Consider the following 20904-nt stretch of genomic DNA (forward strand, 5'->3'; position numbering starts at 1 on the left):
TATAAAAAAGAATGGTAGAATAGTAATATCATAACCACGAAAGGGATGACCAAAATGCTCGATGATCGTTTACTGGGCCGGACATTTATCAATCCGTCCAGCATTGCGACGGGCGTCGTTGAACTTTTTGGTGTCTACTATCACTACCAGATCGAGGGAGATGCCGGCGCGGGCGATTTATTAGAGATCATTCGGATCACACCGCTGGCCCTGATCGTTCGGGTGGCTGATCGTCGGTTAGACTATTAAGGGGGCTTTAGAATGTCTACTCAAATCATTACGATCATTATTATCGTGCTGGCACTAGCTTTATTGTTATGGATCTTCTTCTCATCGATCGCCATTATCCATACGGGCGAGGTCGGCATCGTTGAGCGTTTAGGGGTCTATGTCCGAACATTGCAACCAGGGTTCCACATGGTCATGCCAATCATTTATCGCATCACCGAAGTGGTCAATATGAAACAGATCCCCATGCGGGTCGCCGAGCAAGAAGTGATCACCAAGGATAACGTTGTGGTCAAGATCTCAGAAACCTTGAAATATCACATCACTGATGTTAACGCCTATGTTTATAAAAACAAGGACTCTGTCACCAGTATGGTCCAAGATACTCGGGCTGCGTTGCGGGGCATCATTGGGAATATGGATCTGAACGATGTGCTGAATGGTACCGAAGCAATCAACCGCTCACTTTTTGAACAATTGAGTGAAGTCACTGCTGGTTATGGTTTGAACGTTGACCGGGCCAACATCGACTCCGTTGAAGTCGATCAAGAGATCCAAGAATCCATGAACAAATTACTGCGGGCTTCCCGGGAAAAAGAAGCCAACATCATGCAAGCGGATGGTTTGAAACAGGCTGCCATCGCTAAAGCGGAAGGTGGCAAACAATCCGCGATCCTAGAGGCTGAAGGTAACAAGCAGACCCAGATCTTGGAAGCCGAAGGACGCGCGCAAAGTCAACGGTTGCTGTATGAATCGATCCGTGATCAGATCAACTCTGTCAATGAGGCCTTGACTAAAGACTCCAACGCCTATCTGCAATACAAGAACTTAGAGGCCATGGAGAAATTGGCTGAAGGTCAGAACAATACGATCGTCATGCCATCGGCTAGTCTGGATCGTCTAGGCGATATTCCTGCAGCGAAGAAATTGTGGGATAGCACTGGCGATGCGCCGAAAAAAATCTAATTTGAATTTACGAGGTCATGACTTTTGCCGAGTCATGGCCTTTTTTTAATATCCGGCGTCGCAAACAATTTCATTTCTGCGACACGTTTGGTAACTGATGCGTTTGCTTAGGCCGAAAAATACGACTGTGGTCCCGCTGCAAAAAGATTACACAAGCACACATGAGTCAAAACAATCGCCTTAGCCACCCACCCATGCTAAAGTGACGATAATCATGTACGTTAGAAACGTTTGAGCAACATCGCGGTCGCTACCGGGGGGAAGTCGTGATGGCAACAAACCTAAGAAAAGCAACGCACGAACAAGCTATTCCAGTCAGGGCCAACAGAAGCTCACAATTATTACCAGCTCACGGTCTAGACCAAAAAATGATCGCAGTAACAACTGGTCCGCGCTGGTCACCGGTCAGCAGTCCAATTACGCCGTGGGGGCAGCGCTGATGAATAGCCCGACGAGCAACCAACATTTTTGGCCACGCTGTCTGGCAGTAGCATTATTGATCGGCGCTTATAGCAATATCGCCGATCCACAAACGCCAGGGCTTTTTGTGGTGGTCTTGATCGTTAGTGGCGCGCTACTGCTAGTGGGACATTTGCTACGGGAGCCGCTCCAACACCTTGATCACCGCCAATGTCAACGATACTTGTGCATTGGGCTCGGTCTGATGGTTCTTTGCCAGATCCTGATTCTCTGGCGCCTTCCTGTCACGGTTTATCACGACCCTTATCGCGTCCTCGCGCAAGCCGATCAATTGAGCCACGGTGATCATACTTGGCAAACGACTTATTTCTGGCGTTATCCCAATAATGTGGCGCTGGCCTATTTATTGTCACTTTGGCTGCGTTTGACCAATCTTTTAGGCTGGTCAACTAATTTTGCCGTGGCCTTACTGGATCTGATCCTTCTGGATAGCTTTATTGGGCTGTGCCTACGAACGATTCGGCAACACACTTCGAGTAAGTCCGCCTTGCTCGGGAGCGTTGCTTTTTTTGTACTGACCCCTTTTGCCTATACCTATTTCTTGCAAGTTTTTTATTCCGACCTAAGCGCGCTCTTGATCTTATTGTTGCTCATCAGACAACTGCTGAACTGGCCCAGCCAACGCCATCATTGGTGGCGAGGTTGCCAGTTGATCCTCCTCGTCATCTTAGGCCAACTGCTTAAACCTAATATGATCGTCTTACTACCTACTTTGGTGATCGTTTTCTGGTTAGCCCGCCACCGCAGTCACCAACAGAAAAAAACACTGATCCAGCTCAGCCTTGTGATCGGACTGGGCTTCTTACTAAGTCCCTTAGCGACGCAAATCTGCTATCGCGCAAGTCACTACACCCCAGAGACTCGTTATCAATTGCCGGTGAGTTCATGGATCGCCATGGGCCTTGATCAGCAGACCCAAGGGACTTACAGTGATACCGTGATCGCCAACGAATTGAAACTTTCTAGTAAAACGGCCAAAAGCCAAGCTGACCTGACCTTGATCAAACGCCAAATCAAAAAAATGGGGCCACTGGGTTTGTTGCGCCAGTGGTGGTACAAACTGGTGATCTTGCTAAATGTCAATGACATCGAGGGTTGGTACAATGGCGGTCTTCGCGCCGCGCCCGCCTTTTATCTGCGCCATGGTCAATTTTTAAGTTTATTGGTTTCAGTCAGTTATCAAATCGCCGCTACTTGCCTTTTCTTGAGCATCGCCAGCAAGCTTTGGTTCTGGCGGCCACGCGCCACTTGTTATCCAGACCTGATCCGACTACTGACCGTGGTCTTGGCCTTAGGGTATCTCGCCTTTCACACCTTGATCTGGGAAACGGAGCCGCGCTATGGTCAGATCATCTTGCCTCTGTTACTATGGCAAGCAACCACACTGCCAGTGCCACGATCATCAAAATATCAGGCCCAGCGCTGTCCCTATGTCATGGGCCGCACGGAACGACAACAACTGGTCAGTCCGGTGCCTAGAAAGATCCGCTGGCAGTCATTATGCTGGACCGTCGTGGCTATTTTTACTTTATTGAGCGGTGTTGCCTACCTTAGTCGCCGTTATCCCAGCGCGCAGATCATCGCCGCGCAACGAAGTCAACTTTCTACTCAGTATCACGCCCGACCACAACAGCTCGCTCCCGGAGAAGTCTTGACCCAGCGAGTCGACCTCCACGGCACCGCCAATTATCTGGCCTTGGAGAACCCAGCCATCACCGCGGCAGTCAGCCTCGTGGACCTGCGCACTAAAAAAGTCCACCCGCTATACTTTCAAGATGGTGGCTATGCCCTCCGGCAGGAGCTGCCTGCAGGTCGCTACCAACTCCAGGTCGTCAATCAAACGACACGATTTCAAGAAGTCAGTCTGGTCAGTACGATCGGCTACCGCCTAGCGCCCTATCCCTTGATCAAAAACGGACAGGCGCTACCCACAACCTCATTCATTTTCAAATTCATTGACCAGCCACGGTAAAGCTGAACATTTCCCCCAGCCACGAGGATAAAATGAGGCGCACTCGTTGTGTTTTTGCGTGGAGATTTTACGTACATCTAGCGATTTCGCTGGATCGATGCCATCAGACCAGTGAATTGCGTTCTGTGGCAGATCGCTACCGCGCTGACAAAATCACTGTCAAATAGTGACCGATTTTTACTCCTCATCAAGGCAAATCTTTCAATTTGTTTAAAAATTCCGTTAAAGCGGTTACCCATCTGTTGTTTTGCTGAAAAAGTGCTAAAGTTTGGTTTATTGAACCATACTAACACTGACCTCAACCACCATCAGCTATTTCATGGCGTTACACTACTAAAGGAGTTCCTACCCATGCTTGCGTCAATCATGCCCGATCTGAACCAGCTTTTGCCTCAACTGATCGGCCAATATGGTAATTTGATCTATTTAGGCCTTTTCATCGTGATCTTTATTGAAACCGGCGTAGTCGTGCTACCATTCTTGCCTGGCGATTCTCTCTTGTTCCTCTGCGGATCACTGGCAGCCCTAGATGGTCGGCCGCTGAACATCACCCTGCTGCTGGTCCTACTCAGCATCGCCGCCGTGATCGGCGACTCGCTCAATTTTGAGATCGGCAAACATTTGGGTAATCATCTGACTCACTCGGAAAAAATGCAACGCTGGATCAAACCAGAATACTTGGCTCGCTCCCAAGGTTTCTTCGAAAAACACGGCAAGGCGGCGATTTTTCTCGGACGTTTCATGCCGATCATTCGCACCTTCATTCCCTTCACCGCTGGCATCAGCCAAATGCACTATCGCTCGTTCATCACCTACAATATTCTGGGCGGCATCAGTTGGGTCTTGCTGGCTGTGGGTTCTGGCTATCTTTTCGGCAACATTGCCTTTGTCAAAAACCACTTTGAACTGATCATGGTCGCGATCATTCTGATTTCACTTTTACCAGCGATGATCATGGCCTTAAAGAAGAAAAACGCGCCTGAAGAAGACTGAACAGCGCTTGTTAATGGCGTTCCTCGCTGGCTAAATAGTAACGATCTAAAAAGCGCCACTGTTTCGTACCTGCTCGCTCAACTCAGCATGTCTTGCTGAACCAACGACCAGATCACGAAAACAGTGACGCTGTTTTTATCCGACGATCAATAAAGCGACTCCAAAAGAGACCAACATGACCAAACTCCCTGCGCAAAGATCGTGGGGACGGTGACGTTGTAATTTCAGCGAAGCCCAGAAACTAAGGATCCCCGCCAGCAAAAATACCACTGCGGGTTTGAGCAAACTAAAGTAACTCAAAAACACGATCGGCGAGATCACGCTACAAGCATGACCACTGGCGCGGATCTTGACCAAGCGATTGACCAAGGTCAAGATAACCACGGACAACGCATAAGTCAAATAGATCAGCAACAATTTTCGCGGTACTTGCGCGAAGATGCCATTCAGCAAGGCGCCGCCGTAACCGATCAGCGAGCAAATAAAAGCCAAACGCCGTTGCGCCGGTCGGCCACCCTGACGCCACCGTGGTAGCAATCGTTGTAAGGGATAGGCCAGAATGGGTAAGACTCCCAGCCAAAGCAACGCCAGCCAAAAATTCAAGCTGGACCCAAAGATCGCGGGCTGACCAAACCAGAGAATGGTCAATAACGCCAGCACCAATATTGGCGGTACTGTCACTACCCGAATGATCTTCGCGATTTTCTCAGTGCTAGTCATTCCGTTGATCGCCCCAGAAGAATAAAGCCACGGTGCCAGGACCGGTATGACTACCGATCGTCGTCCCAACATAATTGATCTCCACGTGCCCCTTCAGCTTAGGGAAGCGCGCTTCTACCAAGTCCGCGACCTTTTGCGCATCTTCTAAACAATCCGCCTGCGAGATATAACATTTATCCGCGTAAGCCAAGCCATCATCAGCATGTTCTTCCATGCGCTTAACGATCTCTTGGATGACCCGCTTTTTGCCACGGATCTTGCTACGAGGAATCAAATGGCCGACCTTATCCATGTTCAATAATGGGCAGATTCCCAATAAGCCACCAACAAAACCGCTCGTTTTTGAGATCCGACCACCCTTAACATAAAAAGACAAGTCAGTTGAAAAGAACCAGTGATGTAGTTCCAATTTGTGTGCTTCGACCCACTCGTGCAACTCGTCGATACCCATACCGCCGGCGCGTAACTCCGCCAATTTGTCCATAAGCAAGCCGTAGCCAGAAGACGCGCCCAACGAATCCACGATATAGATCTTGCGCTCAGGATATTTCTCCGCCAGAATATTTTTCGCCAAATTCGCCGAATTGATCACGCCTGACAGACCTGATGATAACGTCACATGCAAAATATCTTTGCCCGCTTGCAAGAACTTTTCAAAATAGGCGGTAAATTCCTCCACGTTGACCTGAGACGTTTTCGTCTCCGCACCATTGGCCATCGCTTGATAGAACTTATGGAACGGCATTGATTTGCCCAGATCATCGGGATAAGATTTGCCATCCAGCTCAAAATGGAACGGAATATACGCGATACCCGCTTGGCGAAAATGGTCTTCAGTCAGATCAGCAGTCGAACAACAACTGATCACATAGTCATTTGTCATTTATAAAACCTCCAAAGAAAGATTAAGTACAAGAACACAAGCACGATCAAGCGCAGAAAAGAATCGATCCAGCAAGATCAGCCCCACGCTCGGCCCCAAAATTACTTTTTCAAACAGTTCCAATCAAAAAAATCACTTAATCTAATGTCTCAAATTGTAGCATGCAAAGCCAATTGATTCAATTACTAGCTGCTAATCATAACCGATTGAATTAGGCAAATCAACTTAATTCTTCCAAATAGAAATGATCCATGTTAGTTTCAAATTTTAGAAGATTTTTTCTTTCATCTTGCTGCAATAGCCCACTTACATTATCCTTTAATAGTCCTTAACTTCTAGATCAACAATTATTGATCGCCAATCAGCTTGCTAACCTAGTTTCTGTTCTTTTCGCACCCATTTGGTCTTAACTTGGGGTCAAAAACTTTAAAAACTATCTGCCTTGCCGCAATTTTCTTAAATCAGTCTATGGCGATAAAAACGAATTACGCATAACAACTCGCCTGATTTCTCAGGTACACAAAGACCCTGCCATGATCTCTGGCAGGGTCTACGACTAATATAAATCAACACTGATGCTCAAAACATTCAATTGCTACAATTATAAGAATAGGTCCTGACTACCCACACGAATATTAGGCAGTAGTTGCACAGCAATGCCATTCTCTGGGTCCCAGTCACATTCAAGCAGAAACAATAAGGTCCCGTCCTGTGTAAAAAGTAATGTTGTCGGTTCAACCAAATTTCGCAAATCAGACATCGTCTTAACTCGCCGAGCACTTGGCCAATTATTAACCAGATCAGCGATGTTTTCGTTAACATAATCCTTCAGCGAGTCACCTGCCGCTTCTAACAATTCGGCACTCTCTGACTGGAATTTTGTATAGCTTGCTCGCTGTTTGTCTGTGATCGGCTTTTTCGAATAGGCCTTTGCACCGATCTCAATCGTTTTTTTCTTGCCTAGGAAAACAATTGTTGCTTCCTTTCTCCAGCGATGCCGATAGGTCATCTTCCCAAAAACAGGATCTTGACATTCTAATGCCATCAACTACACCTTCTCACTATTATTCGCTTGATTATGTTTATAGGCACTGATGCCACCACTATGAGGGATGTTCCCATGAACAACTGTGGGAACTTTTTGCATTGTCTGACAATCGCGACATTCATGCCAGGTATACTTATTTTCATGACGCCATTTTTGAACCTCTTCCGGCGTACAGCCCCGTTCCTTAGCAAGCTTTTCATCAGCCTGATCGAAATTATCAGCACGGTCGCCTGTATAATCATCGATTTTGACTTCTCCCTTGCTTATTTCGGAGAAGTCAGGCTCGCCATCCTTAAAATTTATTTTATCAATACCGTGTTGGTTCAAGATTTTTTTCCAAGTTAAGCGCTCTGGATTAGTACCATTTTTATCACTAGGAATTTTCTCCAGATCTGGTTTCCAACCTGAATTTCCTCGCTCACCTTCCCAGAAACCATCCGATTTTGGTAGTCGCCCGAGTGATTCAGTATTAGTTTCTGGTAATTCAGCATTGGTCTTTAGTGATTCAATATTAGCATTACTATTACCAATGTCCGACTTATTCTTACCGATATCTGCTTTTGAAAGATCTTGCTCAACAAGGTGTTCAGCGTTATTTTCTAATTTATTTCCTAACTTCGTCGAGGTCCCCTCACCTTTTTCTTTTAGAACATTGAATTCAGGCCTCAACGCATTACCTTTTGATTTTTCCACGGACTCTGTCATCAACGCTTTGCCGAATAAATGATCCATCCTTATACCCTCCAAATATCGTTGAGAGCTTGCCATAGCTGATCGGCTTGCATACGATCACAATAATTCCAAAGTAAACACCGTGAAACTTGGACCAATGAAGCGCCGTTAAAACCGGTTTGATCGCTCACAATGTCATTCACACCAATAACGATCTGACTCGTATCCATTTCTGTAGCCACCATCTGATCGATCGCATTGCCCAGATTCAATAATTCTGCGAGTAAGCCACCCTTTTTTGAGCGAGCCTGCTCATCTTGGCGCCAAATCTCCAATTCTCTATCGTGATGATATTCATCCAAAAGATGGAAATATCTTACTTTAGTACTTGCAGAACAATTAGCCTGCTCGATCGAATCCCTTACTTTCTGCTCGATTGTCGTTGGTTCAGAGTCTTTATGCGGCAGTTCAGGTAAAATAAACTCGATCAAGGTCCGGTTATTTTCTTTATTATGCGCAATAACTTCATTTTTTTCAGAAACTTCATAGGCCGCATCTTTCCCATCAAAACGATCGACTTTGCAGAGAACAGGCTCTAACCAATCATTTTGATAAATTGCCGCAACACCCTTCGGTAATCGTGCCAGTTCATCTAATTGTTCATCTTTCATTGACGTTGATTTACCGGCGATGCGGCGATCAACTTCATCGGGTAATCGCATCACTATTTTCGTATTGGTATTTCTAATTGCTGATTTATCAACCGCGCTTGGTGATTGATCGGCAATAATGAAGCCTTCACCATAGGTCCTCATCTCAGCGATTGCGTTCGAGATCATTTCAACTGATTTTCCAGCCAAATCACCACCATCAGCCGTACTCGCTTTAGTCTGCGCTGGTAAGATGTTATGCGCCTCTTCAAGTACAGTGACATGACGCAGGGATTGGTTAGCGCCCTTAATATCAACAGAGCGATATTCGGAAAGTCGCATAACCAAGATTCCCATCAGTAATGATTTCGTCTCTTGGGAACCTACGCGACTTAAATCAACAATAACATTAGTATCAAATAGCACGCTATTATCAATCTCACAGGTAGAAAAAATCTCACCGTTTAACCCGTTTGTCAACGATTCTACTCGTGTGATCAATGACCCGGCATAGTTTGACTTGACTTCATCAGAGAAGCTAGATTCTCGAATCACAATATCTAATTTCTTTAATAGATCCTGAAATGTTGGGAAAAGCTTCTGCGAATACCGATTTCTGGAGGTGCTGAGATCCCAGCCACAATCACGATAGGCCAGTAACACCGCTTTTTTCAGAACTGCCGGCATTGCTGCATACATCGGCCAACAAACATTAAAAATTTCTATCAGACGATCCACATGTTCCAAAACGTGGATACCCTCTGTGAAAATAAACGGATTGATCCTAAGTAATTCTGTATAGCTACTATTAGTCCCGAAGACTTTCACATCTGTCTCTTGACCAAAAATACGTTTATATTCACCTTTCGCTGGTTCAATAACCATAAAACTGATTGGCCGTTGATTTTCACGCAGCTCATTCAATACACGCAGCTCATTCAATATCTGATAGATCGTATTCGACTTACCACTACCAGTCGCCCCAACAACAAAAGTATGCATCGCCAAACTTTCCAGATCCAGTTGAACACTTGCATGCTCGATCGCGCGACCCATATCGAACACTTGACCCAGTTTGATCGATTCATCTTGCTGACTATTATCATATTTAACGACTTCCTTGCCAAAGTCGGTATGTTCAACTACAGGGAACCCACGAACGGAATGCCGTGGTAGTCCCATATGGATCGCCAATTCATTACTACTCACAAAATTAGTCGGACGGACATCGATCGTATATTTATCAGTTCGATATTCCAGAATCGGATGAACAAAACTAGTAACATAATCAGCAATCAACTCATTACTAGAACGTTTACTTTTTGTTTCGTCCGGCTGTCTATTCCAGGTATTTATTGCCGAAGTCTCAATACCTGAGCTCTCACCACTCATTAGCGCTTTGTAGGTGGAGGCAGCAACTGCAGAAACTGAAGTATCATCGCTTAGAAAATAAGCAGCCGTTTCCCACATTCCGATGCTTTCACAATCCTCCAAACGAATCAGCTGTTTGTCGATCCTGCGCAATACATCAGAAATAAATTTATTCTTTACTGTTAATTGAATCGTCTGATTATTGCCTATCGTTGAACCCTTAGTTTGAGCAGTACTATGTGAGGCCCCATTCATTTGAGTCTTACTAGATCCCTTTGTATTGGATTCGCTTTGACTCGTGGACTGACTCCCTGAGGTTTTGGTCACGGTGCCGTTCGTTAACGTTGTAATGGCCGGCGCTACTGCCGCGGCACCTATCGCCAATCCCAATCCCCCAGTCATTGCAGCAAGAGCCGCTCCTACAACACCTAATGCACCCACTGTAATCGCCCCAGCTTTGCTTGCTTTGGTTGTGGTGGTGGTTGATTTTACTGGCTCATTCTTCGTCTTCGTTTGACTACTAGTCATCGAATCAGAGGTCATGTCCGAGGTGCTCTCATTCGTTCCGGAAGTCTCAGTATCACTAAGATTATTCGAGCTGTTTGTGCCATAACTAACCGTATTATTTGCTAAAGGCGATAACTGTGAATAAACCGATTCATAGCCTTTACGAATTTCATTTAATTGATTTTGCTTAGTTGGATCTGCGATGATCACAGCCGTATAGCGATTTCCCTGCATCGCCAGTGCAAACTTTTCTAGACCTTGAAGATATTCCTCATTTTTCAGGAGTTCTTTATTTTTATTATTAGCAACACATGAAACTACTGAAATAGACTCACTATTCATGGAATACAGCAAGTTATTGATGCGATTACTTCTCAAATTACTGATTCGTGTTCCCGGGAACTGTCCCTTCATTGCATTCGTTAAAGTCACATATGAAGTCTGCGTACTTTTTGTATCATCTAGCGAACGAATCCCAAAATAGAAATCCGTTTTACTACCATCACTATCGATTATCGTTACTACCGCACTATTGGTTGCTGAGACCGCGTTAAAGACACTGGCAAACTTATAAGCAACCGATTCATGCAACGGATAAACCATCTGCTCGATTTTGAACAGTCGTATTTTATCCAGTCGATTATTGATCATGTCTTGATCAATTGGGATCACTTTGAAATTGGCGTCTGCATCATCTAGTTTAGATAGATAATTCTTTAAGACAATATCATCGATCAGCTTTGTCGCCGACTCAGAATCATCACTTAATCGCTGCTGACTGGGAACCCTGATCATCTCATGATTTGATCCTTGCTTTGAAGAATTTCTGGTTTCGGTCTTCATGATCTGATCGACCTCCTAGTGATTACCAGCAATTATTGAAACCACGCCGACGCCAATCGCCGCAACGCCAATAGTAGTTACGACGGGTTCAGCGATCGTTATCCCCACCGCGGTCACCACAACGCCGCCAGCTAAAAGGGTGGTTCCGCCGACCTTTGCTATTTTTTTTACGTTGACCTCTTTCGAACTTGCTGGAACTTCTCGCCGACTGATAACCTTACGACCGGTCCTACTTTCTGGATTCGTTGGGTTCGTCTTTTTCTGAGCGCCTATAGGTGTAGTCGCCGCTGGCGTGGCCACCCCTAAAACTTTTTGAATGATTTGTTTAACGTGATCGATTCGTTCCATCGCAAAATTGTCGAGCAATTCTACCTTCTGCATATTCAGATAATCCTTGTCCCACTTGGTCACATCTTGCTCCAACGGTCCCTCATCAAAGGGCTCAAGTAAGTCCATCTTATCTTGGGCAAATTGAAAAGCGACATCAAATTTTTGAAAACTCTTATCCATGATCATATAGTCGATCAGTGCGCTTTTAACTCTGTCCGTACTCCCTGCTGCAACTATCTGTTGAAAACTAGCCGAAATCGTTGTCATAATGATCCTCCTTAAACTTCCAAAATATTAGCTAATTGTCGGTTGATCTGATCCAGTAATTGCCGGTTCTTTTCAGCCTTTTTCTTGGCTTTATCAGCGGCGGCCTCATTTCGGGTACTTTCTGCCAATTCTTCCATGATTTTAGCAAGAGCTTGATCAACTTGGTCAAACTGTTCAGCAAAGAACGTCTTGATTCTTTCATTCTCCTGTTTAGCAAATTCCAGGACTTGATTCGAATCATCTTTAAGACCGATTCGAATCTGCCCGATGAGATTTTCCGCCAATTTTGTACGGCTCACATAGCTGACTTCCTCTGATATTTCTTCATCATAACTAACTGTTACTTCATATTCAGGAACAAGCCAGCGCCAAGGAAAAATCCATCTGGCCCAACCTGTATGCCGCCTTTCTTCTTGACGAGTCTTGGTCTCCGTGTGGGTGTCGATCCGCGTATCCACTGACTGATCTATTATTTTGTCAAAATCACTTAAGTCCGCGAGTTTACTACTAACCAGCTTGGTCAAATCGAAATTCAATTCGCCAAAATCAACTTTTTCGCTAATACTCTTAAGATGAGCGATATACTCTTTTAATAAACGCTGCGCCTGATCCTCAATGTCGCGTTTCAGTTGATCCCTAGCGGATTTGCGAAACTCAGTCTGAGCCCTTCCTGCCGTAATGTCAAACTTCTCGATTGCACTCTTAGCGGCCTCTTCACTAAGTTCCTCAGGACTATCATTAAAGAATTGGGTTAAGTCATTTTCAAATTTAGCTCGTGAGGTCCGTAAATTTCCCATCAACTTACTCGATAAATCAAGCTTCCTGATCTTCTCTTTGTAACTTTTATTCGCTTCTTTACTCCTTAGCTTCTCGTTTAAGCCTGTAATTTCCGCGTTGATTTTTTCTAGTTTCTCAGTATTGGAAGTGAGTTGTTTCTCGAGCTCAATTTTAGCATCGCTGTCTTCCAAGGTTTTCTCAAAAGTCTGGACGATGCTTGTTATTCTCGCCGGCCGGCTATACTTGGTCACATACATTTCGATCGTCCCCTCGATACCGAGGATGCCGCTATGAATAAGCCCTTGTTTCATTATATCTCTATTTTCTTCCGCTTCCGCCAACTGATTTGCTATTTTTTCTTTTACTTGTTTCGTCACCTGTTGATAATTCTCTAAATAAAATTGCTTTCGACGTGCCATTTTTCTCGAAGTCAGTATAATGTCATCACGTAGGTCTTGTTCATCATCATCAAGCAAATCTTGATCATCATAATATGGCAAACTTTGATACTTTCTAATATCAAGCGCTAACCTAGCTGAAACCGGGAAAACATTAGGGTCATCTATCCCATGACCACGTAAATAACTTTGGGCTGAAACAACCGCATCTTTAACACTATTGTCCTCATCGGACTGGGTGTAACCATCCATCTTATTGATCACAAACAGAAAGCGATCTTTTGACTGCTTCCCGCCAACTTTCATCGCTTCTGAAATTCTACGGAGATACTCATCCTGTGAGGTATTATTGAGCGTAACACCATCCATCACAAAGAGTACCAACGTCTTCGAAGACTCCTCGAGTGCTCGATCAGCAATTTTGCGATGACTTTTATCTCCCGCATTGTCAGGTCCCGGTGTATCCGTTAAAACCAATGAAGAATCCGCATTTGTGACAAATGGAATATTACCAAAAATATCAATTTGGCTGACTGACTTATCGTCGTTGAGTTTCTTCAGTTTTTTGGCTAACTCTTCATTCGTTGTAGGTCGAATTTCTTCCTCACTGTTTTCTCGATACACAGTTGCTTCAAAATTATCTTGATCATTATCAATGATCCGCGTTATTTTTGCGGTACAAGCGCCCTGCTTTGATGGCATCAATTTCTTACCCAATAAAGCGTTGATCAAAGTCGATTTACCAGCGCTCATCGGCGCAACAACCGTAACATCAAACTTTTCACCTAATGCCTCATTGAATTTTTTCTCCAACTGGGGATTTTTCAGTTCATCAAACGGAAGCTGTTTGATTTCTTTAAATAATTTTTTTAATTCTTTCTCTTTTTCACCAAAAGCTTTAGCCTGATGATGGGTCAGATTGAATTTCCACTTGCCTTTGTTCGTCGTAACAGCATCATGCACCGCTACTTCTAAATCTTGGTAGTCCAATTCAGTACCGTAAAAATCCAGCTCAAAATCAAAATCATTATATTCGCCCACCAATAGCTCGGGGATTTGGTCGACCCACAGTTGAAAGCGCCGATTTAAAAAATTCTTCATTTTACTATCAACGGCTAACTCATTCCCGTTTGATGAAATCGTTGTTTTAACTCGATAAGGGTTATGCGTTAATTTTACTTTATGCATTTTGATTCTCCTCAATATCTTTTATTAATAAATCCTCAAATCCTAGTAATCCGGTATTTAAGTATGCTTGCTTAAGTTGCTGATCTGCTGATGGCTCAGAGCCAATTTGCTTACCATCATCCTCCCAATTTGGATAATATTCACCTAAACGAAGGCCCTTTGATCTAAATTGACGGGTAAAGTGTTGGGCGTCCTCTAATTCGTCATCCGATAATGCTAGGTTTAGCATCTTGCGTTTTAACAATAATCCTGCATACGCAGAAATTGGCAAGACGTCCGAATGCTCAAACCCAATTTTTTCAAGAAGCTTTTTTGCTGCCAGAAGGATTTCATCAACAGAATCATCCTCTAAATCAATCATATCCATCATACTAACGATAAAAACAATTCTTCGATAAGTTACCTGCTCCTTGATAAACTTCAAATAGTTAAAATCACGTTCCGATCCAATAAAGCTCACAGGCATCACATAGATCAACAAATCTTGTTGCGCCTTCTTCAAATAATCAAAAGTCACATCCCGATGTTCCACATGATCAACGGAATCGACACCTGGGGTATCAATGAGTTGAATTTTTTGATCACTTAACGTCGAATAAAAACGCCCAACAACCTCAGAGAAATTTTCCGAATGGTTGCTTAAGGGATCCTTTGCATCATCAAGTGAAATATTGAGATAGCGGTTACCTCCGATGGCTAAGTTCAGTAAATCGCTTTTGATTGGACTAGTCAAATACGAGTTGACTGCAGCTGTGCAAGCGGCTTTCTTGGCTGGAGCTATCCTTCTTCCGATAATCGCGTTGATCAGCGATGACTTTCCGGCACTCATCGTCGCCGTAAATGTTATATTTCTCATATTCTGAGACCGATAAAGATAATTAGCCTGCCAGGCCGACCGCACTGGTTCAGGAATAGTTAAAATTTGTTTTTTTAGGTCAAGTGACTTTCTTGGCCAGTCTCCACCATGACGATGTGGTTCCGGTAGAAGCGCCATGATTTCTTTAGTAATTAAATCAATTAAATCCGCTGACAACGGATAAATAAAAAATAAAACGTCCAGAACTAACTGTTCCCGATAATAAACAAATCTGTTTGAAAGCCCATAGGATACATGATGGATCTTCTCTAACTCGACATCCAAGTGAAGGGTCTCCCAATTCATATCCTGCGGACCATCAAGCGCTTTATTTAAAGAATTAGTTTGGAACGCTGCCACTGTAGGATTGACGCGAAACTTCTGTAGAAAATAGTAAACTACGAATAAATAATGCTTCTTAAACTCCACTGATTCATCCTTAATCGGATGCCTGATTTGTGGATAAGAAATACTGAAGTCTTCCAATTTGTACATTTAATATTCCTCGCTATTCAGCAATAATAATGTGAGTATATTTTCATTATACGCCATCGGCACGACATTAGCTGTCTACCTAAGAAAACATTTACATTTATTTTGAACCATTTCTGAACAATACTCGACACGGATGATTAATTGCCGCACTTAATCATCCAATCGCCAAAATCAATTGCTCGCCGGATAACAAAAAAAGAGTGCGGCACGCAACCGGTTGACTTCGAGCATTAACCTAGTCAGGATTTTGGAAGCGGACTTTGCTTCCGGAAGCCTGACGTAGTTAAGCGCAGAAGTCAGTTGCGTGCAGCACGTTTCAAAAAAGCATTATCCAACTCAATTGGACTAAGCCCCAGTTGGATAATGCGCGAAAAACAATTAATCGTAGCTATCATAGGTACAAGTGGCGAGGTTAGTTACACCACAGGCTCATTGGCTTTGATCGAGGAGGTGTCCTGAGAGATAGTGAGCACATCGATCGGTAATAGGTTCATCAGATCCTCAGCCTTGATTTCTTCAGTTGGCTGGTTAGCCAATCTCTTGGCTTGATTCATCGTGATATCATCGAAAAGATTCCGAACTAAACGACCGTTAGAGAAATATTCATCCTTATGAGCCAATTGCGCCTGTAAATATTGCCGCACTTCAGCAATGACCTGTTCACTGGCACGATAATCATATTGCTGGCATTGAAATTTAAAAATACCGGTCAATTCATCCAACGAGTAATCATCGAATGTAATAAATGTATTGAACCGAGATTTCAATCCGGGATTCGACTCAAAAAAATCAGTCATCAAATCAGTGTAGCCAGCAACGATCACTACCAGATCATCACGATAATCTTTCAGAGCCTTGGTTAATTCGGTCAAGCATTCACGACCGTAACTATCGCCATGATCATTTTCGGTAATGCTGTACGCCTCATCAATAAAAAGAACGCCACCACGAGCACGATTGATCAGTTTGCGTACCTTAATTGCGGTTTGCCCTTGGTATTCCGCAATCAAATCAGTACGACTGGCCTCAATGAATTGTCCCTTGCTTAATAAACCAATTGATTTGTACATTCGCCCAACGATTCGCGCCACGGTTGTTTTGGCCGTCCCGGGGTTTCCTAAAAATACCATGTGCAGCGTTTTATTGGTTTTTTTCAGGCCATTCTTAACTCGGAGTTGCTGGATCTGGTTGAAGGCAATCAAATCTCGAACTTGCTGTTTAACCAATGGTAAGCCCACTAATTCATCTAACTCGTGTAGCGACTGACTCAAGGTCATATTTGATGATGATTTTAGAGCCAGAAAATAGTCGTCAACCTGACTGGCTCCTAAATACTTGTAAAGGGACTCAATAATTTCCTGTTCAGTTTGCCACTGTTGCGGATAGGATTCCGTTGATTTGATTTTACCAAGTGTTGAGATAAGTTCTAGTGCAACTTCATCATTCTTGTCCGCGGTTATCTCATGAGCCAATTTAGAAAGATCAAACTTGTGAGCTGTCCGCCGATCAATTTCTATTGCCTGCTTTTCTAATAACTTCCCATAATTTTCAGAGATCATCAAAGAACACCACCCATTATCAAAAATATTAATACAAAAACAATGCCCCCACCAACAGCCAGCAAAATTTGAGTTAGTTTCAATTGTTTTGCCAATTGTTCATTAGCTGTATTGATTCTTTTTACTTCTGCAGTCATTTGTTGCGAATTTTCAGCCAATTCGTTGGCTATTTTCGTCAGTGCTAACTGGCTTTCTTGGTGCATATGCAACGTTTCTTCCTGATAGCTGACTAGCTTTTGGCTCTGACGATCAATTACGCTATTAACTTCGCTTAATGCTTGCGCATCACGTCTATGAAGTTGATCACCTTCTTCGCTTTTTTAGTCGAAATCATTTCTCGACTCAATTAAATCACGCTAAACATTTCCAAGCGTGAATATATTCATTATATAGCGGTCCTGTGACATAAAATGTCTACCTTCATCATTTTGAGAAATTTTTCTCTAGAAAAAACAGCATGATTATTATGCCAGACAGCTGAGAACATCTGGAATAAAAGCTAATCATGCTGAAATGAACCTAGTGCGAACGATTTGTCTCATGTTTAGATACAATTCGTTGATATTCTAATCGTTGACATTTACCACTTAACAAAGGTCACGCGGCATCTTCTCTTTTCTTCAAGCGGTAAGCAACTGTCCCAGTTGTCATTAAGGCGACTAGGCCGTAGATCGCCAACGCTGAGGTAGTTTCACCGGCTTGTGGTAAATTACCTTTGGTGCCCGTAGTATTTTTACCTTTATTCTTGGTATTGCTTGTTTGCGGCTTATTGTTCTCGGTCGTTTTAGCGACTTGCAAACCAGCGACCGCCTGATCTAATTGGGTCGTGGCGATCGTAAGTTCATCGGCGGAGATACCTTGATCAGCCGCTTTTGCTCGGGTCAGCAGTTGTTCTGCCGCCATCAGCGCCTGCTTTACTTTGAGCCAACTAGCAACAGTATATCTTGCTTGCTGTTCTTTTTTAGCGGCCGCAACACTCTTTTGTAAAGTCGTCGTGCTGATCAAGTGCGTTTGTTGCAATTGTGGTGTGATGACATTTGCTTGGGCAATATCTTGCGCGGCCAAAACTTTCTGCGCCTGAGCTAATTTTGCAGAGACTGCAGCCCAACTATAAGCAGTGTAGTCCGCAACATTCTTGCCCGCTAAAGATTTTTCGGTAACCAATTGTTGCAAAGCAATCAGGGCAGGATTTTGGGCAAGCGCCTGAGAAACGATTCGGGTCATTGGTAGTTCGGTGCGGTAGTTTGCCAGTGTCGCCGGCGTAACTTTCTTCATGTAATCAAGTAGGACCGTATCCATTGAAGGTCCCTGTTGAACAGGCTTCCCACTCAACATGGTATAGCCGTCACCACCAGCGGCCATGAAATCATTGGTCGCCATTTGATAAGTGTCTTGACTATCGCGCGGAATAAATTTACCGTTCAATTTGATACTGGTGACCCGAGTGCCGACAGTTTGCTTTTCTGGATCTGAGCCTGGTCGCGTCGAGTCATAGCTAACTTGGAGCGTATGTGATACTTGCAAAAAGCCACCATTAGCGCCTAATTTTGGCAGATTGTTCTCATCATAAATAACCTGACCTTGAGCATCTTTCGCCGCAGGTGACCGCAGAGAGTGTTCAAACATTTGATAGATCTGCGCGCCCGTAACCGTGATCTGCGAGATCGTATTGCCAAAAGGCATGACTGCGACGATCTGGCCTTTATTTACTGGTCCAACTTCGAGATTTTCACGGATCCCACCACCGTTAACAACGGCGAAATCTGACTTTTTGGTGAAACCGGTCTGACCGTATTCCCAAAGCACATCACCGATCAAGTCACCTAAATTGGTTTCCCGGGTCCGTACATTGTCGCGCAAACCATTGAATTTAATTTGATTGTTGGGTAAGATCACCTGCGAATTATCGCGATCGTAATTGACTTGCGCCTGATCAACGATTACTTTGACCTGAGGATCTTCTGGTAAGGCTTGCAGTTCTTGGGCCGAATGCAGCTCGGCCTTCAAAGTCGCGTCTTGCGCACGATAAGTCCCCGTCATCAGGCCGACTGTGCTTAAATAACTACCTGTCTGACCAACGATCACATTATTGAACTTCAAACCTGTCGGTAATTGCGTATGTGAGTGCCCATCAGCGATAAAGATCCGTTTGTCTGGATATTTTTTGGCGAGACCACTGGCCAAATAAGTGGACTGTTCATCTTTCAAAGTCGTTTCATCAACACCCAGATGAGTCATGAAAACAAAATAATCGGCGCCATCTTGAATAGCCGCGGTCATTGCTTTGATCGCCGCTGGTAAAGGTTTCTCAAATTTGATTTTCTCGACATTTTTAGGGTGCGTTTTGTAGGCAGTTTCTGGTGTGGTCAGCCCGATCAAGGCAAATTTCTTATCCTGACCATTGACCTTCTTGGTAGTCAACGCATAAGATTTGAAGGGTTGTGAGCCATCACGATAAAAAACATTGGCCGAAACGATCGGGAAATTAAGTTCTTGCTGATACTTGAGCGCTGTTTCTAGGCCGAAGTCGAACTCGTGGTTACCCAAAGTCATCCCATCATAACCAACTGCGTTCATCGCTTTGACCATATCCATCCCTTGAGAATAATTGGATAGCGGCAAGCCTTGCATGGCATCGCCCGCGTCCACCAATAAAGTTGGCTGGATTTGATCGCGATAGGTTTTTAAACGCGCCATCCCCACCGTTTTATTCGGTACATTCGCCAAGCGACCGTGCATATCGTTCGTGTGCATGATCGTCACGACTTCTGTTGCCGCTGTTGTCGCCGCCTTGTTCGTCGCTGCCAACAACGATTTGCTAGGCCCTAACAAGACGCTGATGATCAAACTGAAAACAACGACCCAATTAAAATACTGTCGTCGGGTTCTATTTTGCTTTTCCAACTAAACTCCTCCTCATGATCTCTTGATCGATTCCTTGATCAGTGTCTCCTGACCATTTTGCGAATGAGTCGCCTCACCCAAATTCATTCTATCAGGAATCAGCACCAGAGTTGGCCCTTGCCAGTGACCATTCCTGACCGATTCCCACCAGAAAAAATTAAGACGCTGATTTTGGGATCCTCACAGATAAATACGCGAAAGAATTTATTTTCACCGGAGAAATTCATTTTTTCAAAAAATATTTTTGATTACAGTCAATTTGCTCATTCTTTTCAGCAACGCCTGCCTGTGTTTAGCGGTAGACCGCCAATAAATGCGTAGTGCCAAGCGTCCGCTCTGTCCTGACATATCATCGCCGCACATTGCCACACCCAAATAACTCACGTATGATATGAATGACTCACTTCGACCTTTGTTCAAAAATGTAACTGCTTTTTATTCTGGTCAAAACATGCGGTGCACTCTGAAACGTGTTCCGCGCAACTGCTTTCTGCGCCGATACACGATTTGTCACAGATTGTCTAACGCCAATCTGCAATAAATCGCTAGTCGTGCTCAAAAGCAATTCGTTGCGCTGTGCACTCTGAAACGTGCTCGCCGACCTAGCTTCTTCCGCTTAACTACGCAATTGTTCTGGAAGCGAAATGCGGCTTCCAAAAAAATTGCTAGGTTAATGCTCAGGAGCTGTTCAGGTCGGTTCACACTCTCTAGTAAACGTGTTCGCCGACCTAGCTTCTTCCGCTTAACTACGCAATTGTTCTGGAAGCGAAATGCGGCTTCCAAAAAAATTGCTAGGT

At 44.1% G+C, this 20904-nt stretch carries 15 protein-coding genes; 4 read left to right on the forward strand and 11 right to left on the reverse strand.

The window, feature by feature from the left end:
- Positions 1–54 precede the first annotated feature (54 nt).
- The 4 genes from OCU21_RS04260 to OCU21_RS04275 all read left to right on the forward strand — a co-directional run bounded on the left by OCU21_RS04260 (position 55) and on the right by OCU21_RS04275 (position 4639).
- Positions 55–249, forward strand: coding sequence for a hypothetical protein (locus tag OCU21_RS04260; RefSeq protein ID WP_261806245.1), 195 nt, complete (start codon positions 55–57; stop codon positions 247–249).
- A 12-nt stretch (positions 250–261) separates the two neighbouring features.
- Complete coding sequence (locus OCU21_RS04265) at positions 262–1194, forward strand: SPFH domain-containing protein (RefSeq protein ID WP_261806246.1); 933 nt, start codon at positions 262–264, stop codon at positions 1192–1194.
- 439 nt (positions 1195–1633) lie between these two features.
- The gene (locus OCU21_RS04270) at positions 1634–3646 is read left to right on the forward strand and encodes a hypothetical protein (protein WP_261806247.1); all 2013 of its coding nucleotides are present in this window, start codon (positions 1634–1636) and stop codon (positions 3644–3646) included.
- Positions 3647–3997: 351 nt separating this feature from the next.
- Complete coding sequence (locus OCU21_RS04275; RefSeq protein WP_261806248.1) at positions 3998–4639, forward strand: VTT domain-containing protein; 642 nt, start codon at positions 3998–4000, stop codon at positions 4637–4639.
- Positions 4640–4774: 135 nt separating this feature from the next.
- On the opposite strand, the gene OCU21_RS04280 is transcribed toward OCU21_RS04275, so the two are convergent.
- The 11 genes from OCU21_RS04280 to OCU21_RS04330 form a co-directional block, all read right to left on the reverse strand.
- Positions 4775–5359 (reverse strand): hypothetical protein, encoded by a 585-nt coding sequence (locus OCU21_RS04280; protein WP_261806249.1) that lies wholly within the window; start codon positions 5357–5359, stop codon positions 4775–4777.
- A complete protein-coding gene (locus OCU21_RS04285) occupies positions 5352–6242 on the reverse strand; it encodes a DegV family protein (protein WP_261806250.1) in 891 nt (296 codons plus the stop codon). The genes OCU21_RS04280 and OCU21_RS04285 overlap by 8 nt, the downstream gene beginning before the upstream one ends.
- 601 nt (positions 6243–6843) lie before the next feature.
- Positions 6844–7287, reverse strand: coding sequence for a DUF6985 domain-containing protein (locus OCU21_RS04290; protein WP_261806251.1), 444 nt, complete (start codon positions 7285–7287; stop codon positions 6844–6846).
- 3 nt (positions 7288–7290) lie between these two features.
- Complete coding sequence (locus OCU21_RS04295; protein ID WP_261806252.1) at positions 7291–8022, reverse strand: HNH endonuclease signature motif containing protein; 732 nt, start codon at positions 8020–8022, stop codon at positions 7291–7293.
- Between the two features lie 2 nt (positions 8023–8024).
- Positions 8025–11333: an ATP-binding protein gene (locus OCU21_RS04300; protein WP_261806253.1), complete on the reverse strand. Its 3309-nt coding sequence runs from the start codon at positions 11331–11333 to the stop codon at positions 8025–8027.
- Positions 11334–11348: 15 nt separating this feature from the next.
- On the reverse strand, positions 11349–11930 hold the full coding sequence (locus OCU21_RS04305; protein WP_261806254.1) for a hypothetical protein: 582 nt from the start codon (positions 11928–11930) through the stop codon (positions 11349–11351).
- Between the two features lie 11 nt (positions 11931–11941).
- Positions 11942–14293: a dynamin family protein gene (locus tag OCU21_RS04310; RefSeq protein WP_261806255.1), complete on the reverse strand. Its 2352-nt coding sequence runs from the start codon at positions 14291–14293 to the stop codon at positions 11942–11944.
- Entirely contained in the window at positions 14286–15644 is a 1359-nt protein-coding gene (locus tag OCU21_RS04315; RefSeq protein WP_261806256.1) for a dynamin family protein, read from the reverse strand. Before OCU21_RS04315 ends, OCU21_RS04310 begins: the two co-directional genes overlap by 8 nt.
- A gap of 416 nt (positions 15645–16060) precedes the next feature.
- Entirely contained in the window at positions 16061–17203 is a 1143-nt protein-coding gene (locus tag OCU21_RS04320; protein WP_261806257.1) for an AAA family ATPase, read from the reverse strand.
- Positions 17203–17406: a hypothetical protein gene (locus OCU21_RS04325; protein WP_261806258.1), complete on the reverse strand. Its 204-nt coding sequence runs from the start codon at positions 17404–17406 to the stop codon at positions 17203–17205. The genes OCU21_RS04320 and OCU21_RS04325 overlap by 1 nt, the downstream gene beginning before the upstream one ends.
- 394 nt (positions 17407–17800) lie before the next feature.
- Positions 17801–20107, reverse strand: a complete 2307-nt coding sequence (locus OCU21_RS04330) for a 5'-nucleotidase C-terminal domain-containing protein (protein ID WP_261806259.1) — start codon at positions 20105–20107, stop codon at positions 17801–17803.
- Positions 20108–20904: the final 797 nt, after the last annotated feature.

The organism is Lapidilactobacillus luobeiensis (assembly GCF_024345205.1).
Taxonomy (GTDB): Bacteria; Bacillota; Bacilli; order Lactobacillales; family Lactobacillaceae; genus Lapidilactobacillus; species Lapidilactobacillus luobeiensis.